Annotated in this window: 15 protein-coding genes, 1 pseudogene and 1 riboswitch; of the genes and pseudogenes, 15 read left to right on the top strand and 1 reads right to left on the bottom strand. The window is 44.0% G+C overall.

Translation table 11 applies throughout. From position 1 onward, the window contains the following. The first annotated feature begins 50 nt into the window (after positions 1-50). The 8 genes from ACETMN_RS14585 to ACETMN_RS14620 all read left to right on the top strand — a co-directional run bounded on the left by ACETMN_RS14585 (position 51) and on the right by ACETMN_RS14620 (position 9,501). Positions 51-725, top strand: a complete 675-nt coding sequence (locus ACETMN_RS14585) for a response regulator transcription factor (protein ID WP_091016510.1) — start codon at positions 51-53, stop codon at positions 723-725. Next, complete coding sequence (locus ACETMN_RS14590; RefSeq protein ID WP_091016508.1) at positions 722-2,083, top strand: sensor histidine kinase; 1,362 nt, start codon at positions 722-724, stop codon at positions 2,081-2,083. The genes ACETMN_RS14585 and ACETMN_RS14590 overlap by 4 nt, the downstream gene beginning before the upstream one ends. Positions 2,084-2,277: 194 nt before the next feature. Next, the gene (locus tag ACETMN_RS14595; RefSeq protein ID WP_411736278.1) at positions 2,278-4,407 is read left to right on the top strand and encodes a serine hydrolase domain-containing protein; all 2,130 of its coding nucleotides are present in this window, start codon (positions 2,278-2,280) and stop codon (positions 4,405-4,407) included. Positions 4,408-4,464: 57 nt separating this feature from the next. After that, complete coding sequence (locus ACETMN_RS14600) at positions 4,465-5,406, top strand: alpha/beta hydrolase (RefSeq protein WP_341073104.1); 942 nt, start codon at positions 4,465-4,467, stop codon at positions 5,404-5,406. A 177-nt stretch (positions 5,407-5,583) separates the two neighbouring features. Then, positions 5,584-5,958: a hypothetical protein gene (locus ACETMN_RS14605; protein ID WP_091016503.1), complete on the top strand. Its 375-nt coding sequence runs from the start codon at positions 5,584-5,586 to the stop codon at positions 5,956-5,958. A 2-nt stretch (positions 5,959-5,960) separates the two neighbouring features. Beyond that, the gene (locus tag ACETMN_RS14610; protein ID WP_091016502.1) at positions 5,961-7,679 is read left to right on the top strand and encodes an ABC transporter ATP-binding protein; all 1,719 of its coding nucleotides are present in this window, start codon (positions 5,961-5,963) and stop codon (positions 7,677-7,679) included. Positions 7,680-8,002: 323 nt separating this feature from the next. Continuing rightward, positions 8,003-8,425, top strand: a complete 423-nt coding sequence (locus ACETMN_RS14615) for a MarR family winged helix-turn-helix transcriptional regulator (RefSeq protein WP_091016501.1) — start codon at positions 8,003-8,005, stop codon at positions 8,423-8,425. After that, positions 8,422-9,501 (top strand): threonine aldolase family protein, encoded by a 1,080-nt coding sequence (locus tag ACETMN_RS14620; RefSeq protein WP_091016499.1) that lies wholly within the window; start codon positions 8,422-8,424, stop codon positions 9,499-9,501. The genes ACETMN_RS14615 and ACETMN_RS14620 overlap by 4 nt, the downstream gene beginning before the upstream one ends. A gap of 179 nt (positions 9,502-9,680) precedes the next feature. Here ACETMN_RS14620 and ACETMN_RS14625 read toward each other — a convergent pair whose 3' ends face one another. Then, entirely contained in the window at positions 9,681-10,598 is a 918-nt protein-coding gene (locus tag ACETMN_RS14625; protein WP_411736279.1) for an AraC family transcriptional regulator N-terminal domain-containing protein, read from the bottom strand. A gap of 371 nt (positions 10,599-10,969) precedes the next feature. On the opposite strand from ACETMN_RS14625, the pseudogene ACETMN_RS14630 reads away from it, so the two are divergent. From ACETMN_RS14630 to ACETMN_RS14660, 7 genes and pseudogenes are all read left to right on the top strand, one after another. Further along, a pseudogene (locus ACETMN_RS14630) lies at positions 10,970-11,245 on the top strand (aldo/keto reductase); the annotation flags it as partial. Positions 11,246-11,408: 163 nt separating this feature from the next. Then, positions 11,409-12,188, top strand: coding sequence for a class I SAM-dependent methyltransferase (locus tag ACETMN_RS14635; protein WP_105598627.1), 780 nt, complete (start codon positions 11,409-11,411; stop codon positions 12,186-12,188). Next, entirely contained in the window at positions 12,185-12,814 is a 630-nt protein-coding gene (locus tag ACETMN_RS14640) for a pentapeptide repeat-containing protein (protein WP_411736280.1), read from the top strand. Before ACETMN_RS14635 ends, ACETMN_RS14640 begins: the two co-directional genes overlap by 4 nt. Before the next feature lie 70 nt (positions 12,815-12,884). Beyond that, positions 12,885-12,985: riboswitch (guanidine-I (ykkC/yxkD leader) on the top strand. A 100-nt stretch (positions 12,986-13,085) separates the two neighbouring features. Then, the gene (locus tag ACETMN_RS14645; protein WP_411736281.1) at positions 13,086-13,424 is read left to right on the top strand and encodes a DMT family transporter; all 339 of its coding nucleotides are present in this window, start codon (positions 13,086-13,088) and stop codon (positions 13,422-13,424) included. Further along, a complete protein-coding gene (locus ACETMN_RS14650; protein ID WP_105598630.1) occupies positions 13,424-13,738 on the top strand; it encodes a DMT family transporter in 315 nt (104 codons plus the stop codon). Before ACETMN_RS14645 ends, ACETMN_RS14650 begins: the two co-directional genes overlap by 1 nt. Before the next feature lie 117 nt (positions 13,739-13,855). Then, positions 13,856-15,283: a DEAD/DEAH box helicase gene (locus tag ACETMN_RS14655; RefSeq protein WP_105598631.1), complete on the top strand. Its 1,428-nt coding sequence runs from the start codon at positions 13,856-13,858 to the stop codon at positions 15,281-15,283. Between the two features lie 143 nt (positions 15,284-15,426). Further along, positions 15,427-15,783 (top strand): MmcQ/YjbR family DNA-binding protein, encoded by a 357-nt coding sequence (locus ACETMN_RS14660; RefSeq protein WP_411736282.1) that lies wholly within the window; start codon positions 15,427-15,429, stop codon positions 15,781-15,783. Positions 15,784-15,824: the final 41 nt, after the last annotated feature.

Here is a 15,824-nt window from a genome sequence, read left to right on the forward strand (position 1 = left end):
TTCGCTCTTGCTCAACTGAAGAATTATTCTTTTTTAGGAGAGTGGAAACGATGCCTACGATATTAGTTGCTGACGACGATGCGAACATTCGCAAACTCGTCTGTTTATTTTTGCGCAACGACGGATTTACAACCATCAACGCCGTAGACGGAAAGGAGGCCCTGGCTATCTATACCTCCACGCCAGTCGATTTGGTTATTCTTGATATTATGATGCCGGTCATGGACGGATGGGCATTATGTGAGGAACTTCGAAGAGCCAATCCGGATCTTCCGTTACTAATGTTGACGGCAAGAAACGAGACCTGGGAGAAAGTACAAGCATTTCAGCTCGGGACAGATGACTATATGACGAAGCCTTTCGATCCGCTTGAGTTGATGGCTCGTGTCAAGGCACTGTTGAAACGATATCGTATAGGTTTAACGCAGACCATCCAATTAGGAAACGTTATTCTGAACCGGCAGACTTATAAGGTCCTGAGGGGTGCAGAGTCGTTCACCTTGCCGCTTAAAGAGTTCGAATTATTGTATAAACTTGCTGGGTTGCCGGGACAAGTCTATACGCGGGAGCAATTAATTGATCAAGTTTGGGGAATTAATTATACTGGCGATGATCGAACGATAGACGTGCATATTAAACGTCTACGCGAACGTTTTGCCGATATCTCCGATTTTCGTATCGAAACGGTGCGGGGACTTGGTTATCGGCTAGAGGTGCAGGAGTGAGAGGTTCCCTCTATACACGTGTAGTCCTGACCTTTCTGGTCTCCGTGATCGGGGGCACAATCCTTTCTTTTCTTGCTACAACCTGGATATTTCAAGATAAATTAAACGAAAACTTACAAGGCTCCTTGCTTGACTTTGGCCAGGATATCGTCCGCATCTACGAGACATTGCCTCTACGCGAAGCAGAAATGTTTATAAGTGAGATGAAACAACTTAACTCTTACCACATTCGAATCTATAAAGCTACGGGTCAGTTTCAATCCTACGGAGAACTTAAAGAACAACATCCTTTCCCGGTGACGACGGAACAAGTAAAGAAAGTGCTGGATGGGGAAAGGCTCCAAGTTAATGGAATCGATACGATCTTCTTGGGATTGCCGATAAAAACTGAAATGGGAAGCATAGCAATGTTTGTAGAGCCCCTCACTTCCTCTTCCACCTCATTTCTTATCAAGTTTGTTGTAACCTTTTTGATTTGTTCCTTGTTAGCAGGAAGCCTATTGATACTAATTGCGGCTATTTTTCTGGTAAGACCGATCAAAAAATTGACAGAAGCGACCCGGCTTATAGCTGCTGGAGATTTCAACGTCAAACTTAATATTAAACAAAAGGGTGAGATAGGTACTTTGGCTCGCAGCTTTGAAGAGATGATGCACGATTTACAGCAGCTTGAGCAGATGCGCAGGGAATTCGTAGCAAACGTGTCCCATGAAGTTCAGTCTCCGCTTACTTCCATTTCCGGTTTTGCTATAGCGCTCAAGCAGGTAGACCTCCCGGATGACGAAAGAAGCGAATATCTCGACATTATAATCACTGAAACTGCACGAATGTCCAAAATAAGTGATAGTCTGCTAAAGCTGAGTTTGCTTGAATCTCAATCATTGCAAATGCGGCTCGCCACGCTCAGTCTGGATGAACAGATCAGACGAGTAATTGTTGCTATTCAACCCCAATGGTCGGCCCGTAACATTCAGATCGATCTTGATTTGCAGCCCACCCAAATCACGGCCGATTATGACCAGTTAAATCAGGTGTGGATCAATATCTTCGGCAATGCCATCAAATTTTCCGAAGATGGTGCCCGAATTAACGTCACGATCAAACAGAATATCAAGAACGTGGCGATCCGCATATCGGATTCGGGTATTGGTATTCTCCCGGAAGACCAAAAGCGTATATTTGACCGATTCTTTAAAGCTGATCGTTCCCACAGTCAGAAATATGAAGGAAGCGGTATGGGACTAGCTATTGTAAAGCAGATCGTCTCGCTTCATCAAGGGGACATCCGGGTGGAGAGCGAATATGGACGAGGAACGACCTTCATCGTCATCTTGCCAATCACAACACCCACAGAGTGATTGGATTTCATGCCTTCACTAGGCTATGACACCCTGTATAAACCTCCTTGCGTATGATGATGCAAACTTTTTTTGCCTGTTCATCCTCCGTTCATGTTGCAGTCATTAGGGGGACATCTTGGTTTGTTATATTGTCTTTAGCGCCCACGTTATGGTGGCTTAACACAATGATGAAGACAGGAGTAGATGCAAGAATGAAACCAAGAGAGGTAACAAAACTGAAGATGAGTGTGAGGAGAGCAAGAAAGAGAAATACTATAGCTGCTGTGACTCTCATGCTGACGATACTTGCCCCAATGTCTGCAATGGCCGCACCGGCTGCCATGAATAACAGCATTAACCTTACGTATGAGACAACAAAGAAAACCGTAATCGAAAAAGCTAAGTTGCTGACTGAAACGTACGGTACGACGAGTCTGCAATATGCGCTCATTGATGGTGGAGAGATTACGGTGTCCGGTCAAACGGGCAAGAACGATCTAAACGACAAGGTACCTCTTACTTCGAACACAATCTATGGCATTGGTTCAACCAGTAAAATGATGCTTACAGCCGCTGTAATGAAGCTGGTTGATGAAGGCAAGATCGATTTGGATGTGCCTGTTGTGAACTATATGCCTGATTTTACAATGAAAGATAAACGATACAAACAGATTACACCCCGTATGTTGCTGAATCATTCGGCCGGGCTTTTCGGAACCTCTGTCGGTAGTGCTATACTGTATGGGGACAATGATCCCTATGCACATGATACCTTTTTGGATCAATTGGCGACCCAGAATCTGATGGCAAAGCCAGGTGCGTATTCGGTGTACTCTAACGATGGATTTACATTAGCTGAAATTTTGGTTGAGAGAGTCACTGGTATGAGCTATACGGCATTTATACACAAAAATTTTACAGAGCCTCTGAAAATGAATCATACCAAAACACCACAGGATGTAGTTAATACGGGAGAAATGGCGGGAATCTACTCTCCTGTGTATAAGGGGCAGCTTCCACAAGAGAATTATAATATCATAGCTTCAGGAGGCTTATATTCCACCGCTAAGGATCTGGTGAAATTTTCGCAAATCTTCACAGGAGAGGTCAAAGGGATTCTTTCCAACAAGTCGGTAGAAGCCATGGAGCAAAAAGAATACAGAAGAGGCATGTGGCCAGAGGATAGTGATTCTTCTATGTCTTACGGATTAGGGTGGGATAGTGTGGACTTGTTCCCATTCAGTGACTACGGCATCAAGGCTGTTACGAAAGGTGGAGATACGTTATCTTATCATTCTTCACTCGTCGTACTTCCGGAATACAACATGGCTGCAGCCGTGATCTCTTCAGGCGGAGCAAGCATAACCAATCAATTCATTGCGAGTGAGTTATTACTTAGCGCACTTGAAGAAAAGGGCATTATTAAAGAACGGAAACCGGAAAAATCATTTGGTGTACCTGTGAAGGCTGATATGCCTAAAGAAATCTCCAAGTTTGCAGGGAATTATGGTGGCAATAATTCAGTTACGAAGATCAAAATAAATAAGGCAGGACAAATGACGCTCTCCTCTCTCACGGCTCCAAGTAATCCGGTTCAAGAATACACCTATACATCAGATGGTACTTTTGTGAGTGATGATGGTACAGAAAAGTTGAAATTCGTTGTGGAGAAAAATGGGAATACCTACCTGTGGTCTCGATCTTATATCTCCGTTCCAGGACTCGGACAGGTGGCTCTCTCAGAATATAATGCGGAGAAACTCAAAGCCAATACATTACCCAAGGAGATTAACGCTGCATGGGCAAAGCGTGATGGTAAAAAATATTATCTGGTGAATGCGAAATACACATCAATGCTCTATCTTAATGCTACATCGATCCTGCCTATTCAATTGAATAAAGAGAATCCAGGGTATATGGCCAATAATAAAATTATTGGAGCAGACGAAGCAGCCAATCAATTGCAGATTCCGGGTAGTGCCGGACGAGAACCGATGGACATTCATTTCTCCAAAAAGAACGGAGGAGAGTATCTTACATTTTCAGGTTATGTATTCGCCAGTGAGGGATTGGTAAAACCAATCTATTCCGGTAAACAATCCGCAACAACCATTCAAGCAGATGGATATGCCAAATGGTTTTCGGTACCCGCTACTGCGAAAGGAAAAGTCATGACAGTGAAGTTACCTGCAAATGGAGCCTTTGCTATCTATGATCAGAACGGAATTTGTATTAATCACAGCGTAGTCAGCGGTAAGAATGTTGTTGTTTTACCCGAAAACGGCCGTATTGTATTTGCTGGTGAGGCTGGTTCTCTATTTGAAATTTCATTAAAAAAGTAAGATGAATGGAGTTTCAAACAGTTCGACAACAATCTAACTCAACAGGAGAGAACCATCATGATGAAAAAAATATTAATCATTTTGCTCAAAATATTCGGTGCGATCGTTATCGCTTTTGCATTATTTATTGCGACTGTCTTTATTGTTAATGCGGTTAGCAACAAATCGGAGGAAGGGAAGATAAAACCTTATGGCCAGTTTGTAGCGGTTGATGGCAAAAACATGAATGTGTTGATTCAAGGAAAAGGCAAAGAAACGGTGGTATTGCTTCCTGGGTATGGAACACCCGCCCCAGCCCTTGATTTCAAACCGCTCATCGATGAGCTATCTCCATTTTACAAAGTCGTTGTCATTGAGCCTTTCGGTTATGGATTAAGTGACATTACTGAAAAAGAGCGTACTACGGAAAATATGGTTAGTGAAATTCATGAAGCATTACAGCAACTTGGTATTCAACGTTACACGCTCATGGCTCACTCCATTTCAGGGATATACGGTCTGGATTATGTGAACAAATATGCAAACGAAGTAACTTCCTTTGTCGGCATCGAGAGCAGTGTCCCAACGCAGGGAGGTAACGATGATCCATTCCCAACTGAAACGTACAAACTGCTTAAAAAATCAGGATTCTACCGTTTGTTAATGAAACTGGCCCCTGATCAACTGATTGCACCTGATGTTGATGATGAAACCAGAGAGCAAATTCGAATACTTTCACTCAAAAATACGTTTAATCCGAACAACCTGAATGAAGGCGAAAACTTTGGTCCTAACTTCAAAGCAACTGAGAACCTGTCTTTCCCCAAAGATCTTCCGTTGATTTTCTTCTTACAAGCGAATGATACTGAAACGGAAGGATGGATACCCTTGCATGAAGAGCAAGTCAAAGATTCAGTGCATGGAAAAGTGATGACTTTCGAGGGAGATCATTATTTGCATCACACCCGATCCAAAGAAATGGTCCAAGAATATAGGAAATTTATGAGTGAAATAGAGTAGAGTGTGTCAACAAAAGAAGCCGCGAAATCGCGGCTTTTTTCTATTGAAAGAGGTGATGAGCATACATGCGTAATTACTTTATTGGAAAATTTAGGTTGACACCCCTTGTCACCGCGTATACAATCGTATACATGTATGCGTCGTATACATATGTATACACGCAATGGAGGTGGCAGGATGAGAGATCGACAGATTGAAGAATCGGATGGAAGTGTACGTCAAGGCGAACGTCCGAAACGTGATGTGAGTGACAGTGAGCAACGTGGAGAGCGCTCCAGACGCGGCAGAGGACATGGTGAACAACAGGGAAAACGGGGCCATGGTGCGCAAACATTCCGTCGCGGCCGGATTCTTGTATTTCTGGAACAGATGCAGAATCGAAGAACAACGCTCGCCAGACAACTTGGTCAGGAGGAGTACGAACATATTCGCCCGATAATCAGTGGGGAGTTGAAAGCCATTGATCAGGTCATCGATGAGTATGTCCATCTTTTCGAACTGCAAAATGAAGATGTAATTCCCAATAAGAACCTGGAGAGTGAGAGTGAATAAGTATGATTCGTCGTTTTTTCTCGTATTATCGTCCTTATAAAAAACTGTTTTTGATTGATTTTGGATGTGCTGTACTCGCAGGTCTTCTGGAGTTGGCTTTCCCCCTTGCCGTCAGCAAATTCATTAATGAGTTGTTGCCTGGTCAGGATTGGCCTCTTATTTTGCTTGCCTGTATTGTGCTGTTATCCATCTATGCACTTAATACGGTATTGAACTATGTCGTTACATACTGGGGACATATGCTGGGCATTAACATTGAGACCAACATGCGTGAGAAGATGTTCGCTCACTTGCAGAAGCTGTCTTTCCGGTTCTTCGATAATCGCAAAACGGGTCATTTAATTGGTCATCTCACGAATGATCTGAACGATATCGGCGAGGTTGCTCACCATGGACCTGAAGATGTGTTTATTGCAGTGATGACATTAATCGGATCGTTCTGGTTGATGGCTAACATTAATCTTGAGCTTGCGCTGCTTACCTTTATCATTATCCCTATTATGGCTTGGGTCATTATCGTATTTGGTGGCCGTATGACGAAGACGTATCGAAGACTCTTCGGAGACGTCGGCAATTTCAATGCGCGCATTGAAGACAATGTCGGTGGCATGCGTGTTGTGCAATCGTTCGCCAACGAAGAACACGAGAAAGAGCTTTTTGCTGTAGACAATCAGAATTTCCGTAAAACCAAGCTGCTTGCCTACAAAACGATGGCAAAAAGTATCTCGGTCAGTTATATGATGATGCGACTGGTTACGGTATTTGTCATGATCAGCGGGGCTTGGTTTTATATTGACGGCAGAATTAATATGGGTGATTTTATGGCCTTCCTGCTGTTGTCGAATATCTTCTTCCGTCCTATCGAGAAGATTAACGCAGTCATTGAAAGTTATCCGAAGGGCATCGCTGGTTTTAAGCGTTATCTGGAGATCATTGATACAGAACCTGAAATTGCTGATAACAAAAACGCCGTGGAATTCGAAAGTGTGAAGGGTGATATTCGTTTTGAGAACGTCTCGTTTGGATATGAATCCAGTCGGCGTATTTTAAATGATATCAGTCTGACTGTTCGACCAGGGGAAACCGTTGCTTTTGTGGGTCCGTCAGGTGCAGGTAAGACAACCATTTGTAGCCTGCTTCCGCGATTCTATGAGGTAGAAGAGGGACGGATCACTGTAGATGGTGTGGACATTCGGGATGTTAAGCTTCAATCGTTGCGTAAGCATATCGGAATTGTTCAACAGGATGTATTTTTGTTCTCGGGTACCATTAAGGAGAATATTGCTTATGGTGACCTGAGTGCAACGGACGAACAGATCTGGGATGCCGCTCGCCGTGCCTCATTGGAGGAATTGATTCTTACGTTGCCGGACGGTATGGATACGGTCATTGGTGAGCGTGGAGTCAAGCTGTCCGGAGGACAGAAGCAACGGTTATCCATTGCGCGTATGTTCTTGAAAAATCCACCCATTCTTATTCTGGATGAGGCAACATCTGCACTGGATACGGAAACGGAAGCACTTATTCAGCAATCACTCGCTGAATTGTCGGTGGGTAGAACGACACTTGTGATTGCACACCGATTGACAACGATCAAGAATGCGGATCGAATTATCGTAGTGAACACAGATGGTATCGCTGAACAGGGTAACCATGAGGAATTGGTCGCCGCTGGAGGCATATATAGCCGTCTTCATCAGGTGCAATACAGCCACTCTTAATCCATATAAAATGAACAAAAAAATATTTACACTGGGTACTCCGATGACAGAACAACCTTCCGATCGCTGTTATCCCCAGATTTTTTTATTCCTAGAAACTTAAGTAGGTGACTAAGTATCTGGATAAAGTAACTAAATCAATTAAACCTTGCCGCGCATATGCGCGGCTTTTTCTTTTGGGTAACTAATGAAGTTATAAATGCTATACAAAATATAATGTTGACAACGTCCACTAACCTGATTATTATAATGTTGACAATGTCCACTAAAAAGGAGGGTTTGACATCGACTCTCAGTACATAAATCCAGATATTCTGGCTGACATGCGACGTTTTAACCGTTTTTATACCAACATACTTGGTGTACTCGACAAGCATATTCTCGGAACAGGGTATTCGTTTGCAGAAGTACGAGTCATTATTGAGATTGGAATTCGGGGGGAGAGCATTGCGAACAATCTGGTAGATACATTGACCATTGATCGCAGTTACATGAGCCGCATTGTGAACAAGCTGTCCAAGGAAGGTCTGCTGGTGAAAGTGAATTCTGCGGCCGACAGCCGGGTCAGTCTGATTCGTCTGACAGCCAAGGGTGAGGAACTGTATGCCCAATTGAATGATCGATCCGATCAACAGATTCTGAAATTAATGCAAGACCTCAATGAAGAAGAGATTCAAGAGGTATACACCTCCATGATGAACATACAAGAGAAGTTGAACAAGAAGGCAGGAGAGACAACACGATGATACGATTTGAATGTGACTATAACGAAGGTGCGCATGATCGCATTTTACAAAAACTGATGGAAACTAACATGGAACAGACAAGCGGGTATGGTACGGATGAGCATTGCGAACGGGCGAGAATGCTTATTCGTCAGGCTTGTGACAACGAGCAGGCTGATGTTCATTTTTTGGTTGGCGGTACACAGACAAATACAACGGTGATTGCCTCTATTTTGCGTCCTTATCAAGGTGTGATTGCAGCGAGCTCAGGACATATTGCGGTTCATGAGACGGGGGCTATTGAAGCAACGGGTCATAAGGTACTCACAGTTCCAAGCGAGGACGGAAAGATCACGCCTGAGCAGGTTAGAGCAGTCTACGATGCGCACATGAATGAGTCGTCGCCGGAACACTGTGTGCAGCCAGGTATGGTCTACATATCTCAGCCAACGGAGAACGGAACGATGTACAGCAAGGCAGAATTGCAAGCTTTGCACGCAGTCAGCAGAGCGTGTGGTCTTCCATTTTTCGTGGATGGAGCACGCCTTGGATATGCACTTGCCTCCCGAGATTGCGATATGACACTTGCTGATCTTGCGCGGTTGTGCGATGTATTTTACATCGGGGGAACCAAGATTGGCGCATTGATGGGAGAGGCGGTTGTCATCCTGAATGATGCACTGAAACCGGATTTTCGTTATATGATCAAACAAAAAGGTGGCCTGCTTGCCAAAGGCAGATTGCTGGGTATCCAATTTGAAACGTTGTTCGAAGATGGTCTGTACCTCGATATTTCTCGCCATGCCGTAGATATGGCCTTGAGAATTCATGATTCACTCGAACAACAGGGAGTACGTTTCTTGTACGATTCACCAACTAACCAGCAGTTTCCGATTCTACCTGATTGTTTGCTTGAGAAATTACGCAGCGGTTATACGTTCACCTTCTGGGAAAAGGTTGACGATACACACAGTGCGGTGCGGTTCTGTACCAGCTGGGCAACTCGTCAAGAGAATGTGGATGCACTGACTCGTGAAATTACTCAATTATTGCACGAAGAGATCCACGTGCCAGAACGGGTCGAAGTATTGGTCTAATCTTGTTCAAAAATTAAGGAGAACAGTTCCGATTTCCTTCTCATAAATACGAGTAGCTTGAATAAATCCAAAAGCAATTACGCAGAATTCTGATACTGAAAAAAGGACAACTCATTGTGGTTGTCCTTTTTTGGTTTACCTTTTGTGAGATAGTTGTGAGATAGAGAGTGCATATTCGGTTACTCACTCAAGGCCATGTCATATTTCTCTTTCAGCCGTCGGATATCGGCTCTAGGCGGCGCACCGAACATGCGTGCATATTCGCGGCTAAATTGAGAAGCACTCTCGTAACCAACCCGGAACGCTACATCTGCCGCGTCAGCAGATTCGGCCATCAGAAGTCGCCGGGCTTCCTGTAATCTTAATTGTTTCTGGAATTGTAATGGACTCATGGCTGTGATCTCTTTGAAGTTACGATGGAATGAAGAGACGCTCATGCTGGCGGTCTCAGCCAGATCTTCAATGCGAAATGGCTGTTCCCAATGATGAACGATGTACTCAATCGCTTCTCTGATCCGATAAGTGCTGCTACCTTCAACCGCAATCTGCGTGAGTTCTCCTCCGTAAGGTCCTTGAAGGAGGCGGAACAGGATTTCTTTAACGTACAACGGAGCCAGAAATGGAATCTCTCCCGGCGTATCCAGTAAACGAACAAGTCGGAGTACAGCGTCCTGAATGGACGATTCCATCTGACCTACAAACATGGCTCGTCTGGCGTTTTCGTTGAATGTTACCTTGATATTGCATTCGTTAAGTACTTCGAGAATTTGGTTCGGTGTGAATTCGAGCTTGAGACTTAAGTAGGGTGCTTCAGCGGATGCCGTGATAATCTGCCCGATGACCGGAAGATTCATGGAAGCAATCAGGTAATTGGAAGGTCCGTATTCATAACGCTCCTGTGCGAGCAATACTTCTTTCAACCCTTGAACAATCACACAAAATGAAGGTTTATATACTCTATATGCGGGTTCGCTAATCTTGGAATGGTGATAGACAAACAGGGAAGGAATCTCCGTTTCCATTGCACCGTTATGGTGGGAATGGCGTTTAATCAGGTCACTCAATTCCTGTTTTGGTTGAAATGATTCTTCCGTCATACGTATCCTCCTCACGGATTTAACCTGCTTACATTATAAAGCTTACCGTACAGAACCAAAAGTGGGCCTGAGAGGATCAGGCAATCAATTAAGACGATTGATATACCGCTTGCAGTCCATGACTCGGCATACTAAGAGTATATCAACAGAGCCAAGCGATTAAAGTTTATTCGAAAAGTTGGGTGAGTAAGGTGATGAAGTGGTTATCAAACCATGTGAGGCAAATATTGATTGACAGGCTCGAATCACAGATCAAGTTTGAAGAAAATTCCGTACATCGAGAGATATACTTCACATGCTGGTTAGAGCTAGTTACCGAAGAGGTCGAGACAACATCCATTCACAGAACAAATTCAAGGAGAGTGTGAAATATGGAATATGTGAAATTAGGACGTACCGGTCTGGATGTCTCCAGATTATGTCTAGGTTGTATGAGTTACGGTGTACCGGAACGCGAAATGGCTCCATGGTCCCTGAATGAAGAGCAGAGTCGACCTTTCATCCGGAAAGCAATGGGATAATACAACTCCTATTGAGGAAACCATGGAAGCTCTTCATGATGTCGTTAAGGCCGGAAAGGTCAGATACATTGGAGCTCTTCGATGTACGCCTGGCAGTTCATGAAAGTCCAATATACAGCTGAGCGTCGCATCCGGTAACTGGCAATCTCAGTTGATCCCAATTCTTAAATGTTAAAGTCGCCATTCGGCGGCTTTTTTTATAGTTATCTGTTGAGTGAATTGACACTTCTCTTATATTAAAGTTATTATAGATACATTAGATCCTTAATTGAGAAGGAGATTATATTCTATGAACAACGGACATTCATCCGGTCAGACGAACGAATCGTGGAGTGGTCATTCTGCTCCTTTTACAGCGTTACAGGAAACACCTATCTTATCCTTGCTCCAGCCGTCCCATGGAGAACGAATCCTTGATGTGGGTTGTGGCAATGGGGATCTGACAGCCAAAATTGCAGTCGCAGGAGCGCTGCCAACAGGTATAGATTTTTCAGAAGAGACGATTAGGCAAGCTAAACAGAAATACCCTGATATGAATATTCATGTAGCAAATGCTTGTCATTATCGGACAGAAGAACCTTTTGATGCTGTCTTCTCTCATGCCGTTCTGCATTGGATAAAGGATGCCCCGGCAGTAGTACAATCAATACAGTCAGCGCTCAAGACGGGCGGGCGATTCGTGGCTGAGTTTGCTGCAAATGGCAACACGGCTATATTAATAAGAGCGGTAAGGGAAGAACTGCATGCCCGTGGATACAAATGGGAAGGTCGGAATCCATGGTATCACCCTACCATTGGCGAATATGCTAATCTACTGGAGCAAAACGGATTTCGAGTTAGTCTGGTCCAGCATGTTGACCAATTTACCCCGTTCAAGCCAGGTGCCAGAAAGTGGTTGGACAGCTTCGCGGAGTATTTATTCAGTGGTATCACACCTGCGGAACAGGATGTTATTATGGAAGCTGTAGAGAAAAAAGTACAGCCACAACTGATGCGGGATGGACAATGGTATCTGGACAGAAGCCGACTGCGAGTCGTAGCTATTAAGGAATCGGGGAATACGATATGAAAATGGACAAACCCAAGATTCAGGAGCAGTTACTCGAACCGGAAACGATTGCATTCCTGGAATCCAAAGTTGAGTACAAACACAAACTGATCGAGAATATCATGCTGGATCAACAGGAAGCGAGTAAAGTTTCCTTTGAAAATGTTGTATTTAGACATGTGACAATCTCGGAGTCTACCTTGGAACAATTTGAATTCACCGATGTCCGGTTCGAACACTGTGACTTCTCCAATGTCAATCTCTCTGGTGCCTTCATGCACCGGATCGAATGGCATCACTGCAAGTTTGTCGGAACTGATCTTTCCAATAGTCGATTGCAAAATGTCAGTTTCCTTCATGGTTTAGGTGACTACAGCAATTTCCGTTTTGCTCATTTGAAACAGGTCTCCTTCTCGGAATGTACCTTGATTGGTGCGGACTTTGCCTATCTGGCACTGCAAAAAATGGAGTTTGGTCAATGTAACATCGACCAAGTTTCCTTAACGGGGACCAAAATGAAGGATTTGGATCTTAGCGATTGCGAATTTGACTCCTTGGTACTGACCATGGAAGATCTCAACGGTTGTGTGATTTCACCACATCAAGCCGCCACATTTGTTGGATTAATGGGTTTGATTATCAAATAAAGGGCATGATCACATTTACGGGGTTGCCAAGATAGTGGAAGTGTGTATAATTGGAGTCACATTAGAATAAAAACAGGTTTTCTAGGGTTCCGCGATGGATGTGTCGGTCTGGTCCGAGAGAAAACCCGCAACCTGTTGGTTGTGCCACGGAGGGATAAAAGCCTGGGAGATGAACTGCGACGTGCAGTTTGTTTCCCGGGCTTTTTTTGTTTTTCGCTAATGAACCCTTACAGGTTGTACAAAAAATGTAGTAGAGAAGGAGTGTTACAGTATGAATAAAACGTGGATGTCGGTTGTGGTTGCTGCGTTGTTTGAAGTGGGGTGGGTCATTGGATTGAAACATGCCAGCGGTTTGCTGGAGTGGAGCTTTACACTGGTTGCCATTCTGATCAGTTTCTCCTTGATGATTGCAGCTTCGCGTACACTGCCCGTGGGAACGGTCTATGCAGTATTCGTTGGCCTCGGTACCGCTGGTACTGTATTAGCAGAGATTATTTTGTTCGATGCAACTGTTCAAGCCGGAAAAATGATACTCATTGGTATACTTTTACTCGGCGTAATTGGTCTTAAAATGCTGAGTAAAGAGAAGAATAAGGGGGTGCAGCTATAATGAACTGGGTATTTCTTATCTTGGCAGGGGTATTTGAGATGGTCGGAGTGCTTATGATAAACAAGTTGCACAAAGACCGTAATCTCATTTCACTGGTTCTATTGGTAGCCGGGTTTGGTTTAAGCTTCCTGTTCCTGTCCATTGCAATGGAAACTCTTCCGATGGGGACAGCATATGCCGTATGGACGGGAATCGGGGCCTCCGGTGGTGCTATTCTGGGCATGGTGTTTTATGGAGAACCTCGAAATGCCCTAAGAATTCTGTTTATCGCTATGGTGCTCGGATCGGCAGTCGGTCTTAAATTGGTCAGTTAAACAAAGTAATATGAAAAAGATAATGTACAGATTACGTTTTTAATGGTATCCTTATACGTTACGTGTGAAATAAAAGATGCGTCTTATTCATAGATGTGCGTAAATGAAGGAGAAAACATGACATTTAAGGACTTAAATATTATCCCCTCTATTATGGAAGGGTTAAGCAAAGCAAACTATACTAATCCTACCCCTATACAGGAACAGGCCATACCAGCTGTATTAGCTGGCAGAGATCTGCTGGGATGTGCACAGACAGGAACAGGCAAGACAGCAGCATTCTCGGTGCCGATCATTCAATTATTAAGCGAAAGATCCAAAGGACAAGGATCAAAGTCGGCACGACATATTCGCTCATTAATTTTGACACCAACACGAGAACTGGCTATTCAGATCGCGGATAACATCAAGGTATATAGCCGGTATACGGACATTCGTTGTACGGCAATCGTTGGCGGTGTTTCGCAAAAAGTACAAGAGCGTGCGTTGAATCAAGGTGCAGATATTATTATTGCAACACCTGGCAGATTGAACGATCTGATTAACCAGAAACGTATTGATCTGAAGATGGTTGAGATTCTCGTTCTGGATGAAGCAGACCGGATGTTGGACATGGGTTTCATTCATGATGTGAAACGAATCATTGCCAAAATGCCGAACAAAAAGCAGACGCTGTTCTTCTCAGCGACCATGCCTCCTGAGATCACCAAAATGGTTAAGACATTGCTTGTTGATCCAGTCAAAGTAGAAATTACACCGGTATCTTCAACCGTAGACCGCATTGAGCAGTCTATATATTTGTTGGAGAATGGCAAGAAGCAGCTTATGTTGAACCAAATTTTGGAGGATAAATCCATCGTCACGGCATTGGTGTTCACACGCACGAAGCGCGGCGCTGACCGGGTTACACGTGATTTGGCCAAAGTGAATGTTACGGCACAGGCCATTCATGGCAACAAGTCGCAGAACGACCGCCAACGGGCACTGAACAATTTCAAGAGTGGGGCTACGCGAGTACTGGTGGCGACGGATATTGCAGCAAGAGGAATTGATGTGGAGGAACTGTCACATGTCATTAACTTTAACCTGCCTAACATTCCGGAAACATATGTTCACCGTATTGGACGTACAGGTCGAGCAGGGAAAAGCGGGATGGCCATCTCATTCTGTGAGAAAGATGAACTTCCATTCCTGAAGGATATCGAGAAAGTAATCAAGAAGACGATTCCTGAAGTGAAAGGTCATCCGTATCCGATGACAGGTGTACCTGTGTTTGAGAAAACCAGCAAACCATCGGGCAGTAAACCTGCGTTCAACAAATCGGCTGCAGGCAAACCGGCGAAGTCCAAGGCGAACCCGGCACGCAAGCCGAAATCCGAGTGGTTTGCCAAGAGTGGCAAAGCCAATAGCAGTCGTTCAAGCGAAGGTAGATCCAATAGCAATCGATCAAACAGCAGTAGCAGCAGATCGAACAGCAGTAGCAGTAAATCAAATAATGGTTCATTCAGCCGCAGTAGCAAAACAAGGAATGATAGAGCCAATTAAGACCTAAATAAACCGAAATAAACCCAGATAAAACCTTCTCCATCTTATGGAGGAGGTTTTATTGTATGTGTAGAGAGCTTATTTACATACGAACTTACATTCGGTATCATTATATTGTTCAATTTGAAAGGGGAGGTACTGACTTGAAGGATACGATGATTGAATACAGTTTGAAGAAGAAAGGTGCGATCAAGGATTATCCATTTGGGCCTGATCCAGTCGCGATCAAGGTTGCGGGTAAGATGTTCGCCCTTATTTTTGAAAACAAGGAAAAGCACTGTCGCTTAAACTTAAAATGTGATCCTATAATTGCAGAGAACCTGAGAGAGCAGCATGAAGCAGTTCAACCAGGATATCATATGAACAAAAAACACTGGAATACCATTACGCTGGATGGTTCCTTGTCCAATGAGGATGTCTACGTCATGATCGATCACTCGTATGATATGGTTATCCAATCCCTTCCGAAAAGGGTTCGGGAATCTCTGGTCGAATCGTGAGGTATTTCGCTCTTATCAAGGCCAATGGTCTGCTCGCCAAG

This window comes from Paenibacillus sp. M2, from assembly GCF_046713495.1.
Taxonomy (GTDB): domain Bacteria; phylum Bacillota; class Bacilli; order Paenibacillales; family Paenibacillaceae; genus Paenibacillus; species Paenibacillus amylolyticus_B.

Bases quoted from the DNA above. Each gene is read 5' to 3' on its own strand.
- ACETMN_RS14645 (WP_411736281.1), top strand. From the start codon at position 13,086: ATGAATAAAACGTGGATGTCGGTTGTGGTTGCTGCGTTGTTTGAAGTG.
- ACETMN_RS14625 (WP_411736279.1), bottom strand. From the start codon at position 10,598: ATGACGGAAGAATCATTTCAACCAAAACAGGAATTGAGTGACCTGATT.
- ACETMN_RS14650 (WP_105598630.1), top strand. From the start codon at position 13,424: ATGAACTGGGTATTTCTTATCTTGGCAGGGGTATTTGAGATGGTCGGA.
- ACETMN_RS14605 (WP_091016503.1), top strand. From the start codon at position 5,584: ATGAGAGATCGACAGATTGAAGAATCGGATGGAAGTGTACGTCAAGGC.
- ACETMN_RS14615 (WP_091016501.1), top strand. From the start codon at position 8,003: ATGCGACGTTTTAACCGTTTTTATACCAACATACTTGGTGTACTCGAC.
- ACETMN_RS14640 (WP_411736280.1), top strand. From the start codon at position 12,185: ATGAAAATGGACAAACCCAAGATTCAGGAGCAGTTACTCGAACCGGAA.
- ACETMN_RS14585 (WP_091016510.1), top strand. From the start codon at position 51: ATGCCTACGATATTAGTTGCTGACGACGATGCGAACATTCGCAAACTC.
- ACETMN_RS14635 (WP_105598627.1), top strand. From the start codon at position 11,409: ATGAACAACGGACATTCATCCGGTCAGACGAACGAATCGTGGAGTGGT.
- ACETMN_RS14600 (WP_341073104.1), top strand. From the start codon at position 4,465: ATGATGAAAAAAATATTAATCATTTTGCTCAAAATATTCGGTGCGATC.
- ACETMN_RS14595 (WP_411736278.1), top strand. From the start codon at position 2,278: ATGAAACCAAGAGAGGTAACAAAACTGAAGATGAGTGTGAGGAGAGCA.
- ACETMN_RS14610 (WP_091016502.1), top strand. From the start codon at position 5,961: ATGATTCGTCGTTTTTTCTCGTATTATCGTCCTTATAAAAAACTGTTT.
- ACETMN_RS14620 (WP_091016499.1), top strand. From the start codon at position 8,422: ATGATACGATTTGAATGTGACTATAACGAAGGTGCGCATGATCGCATT.
- ACETMN_RS14655 (WP_105598631.1), top strand. From the start codon at position 13,856: ATGACATTTAAGGACTTAAATATTATCCCCTCTATTATGGAAGGGTTA.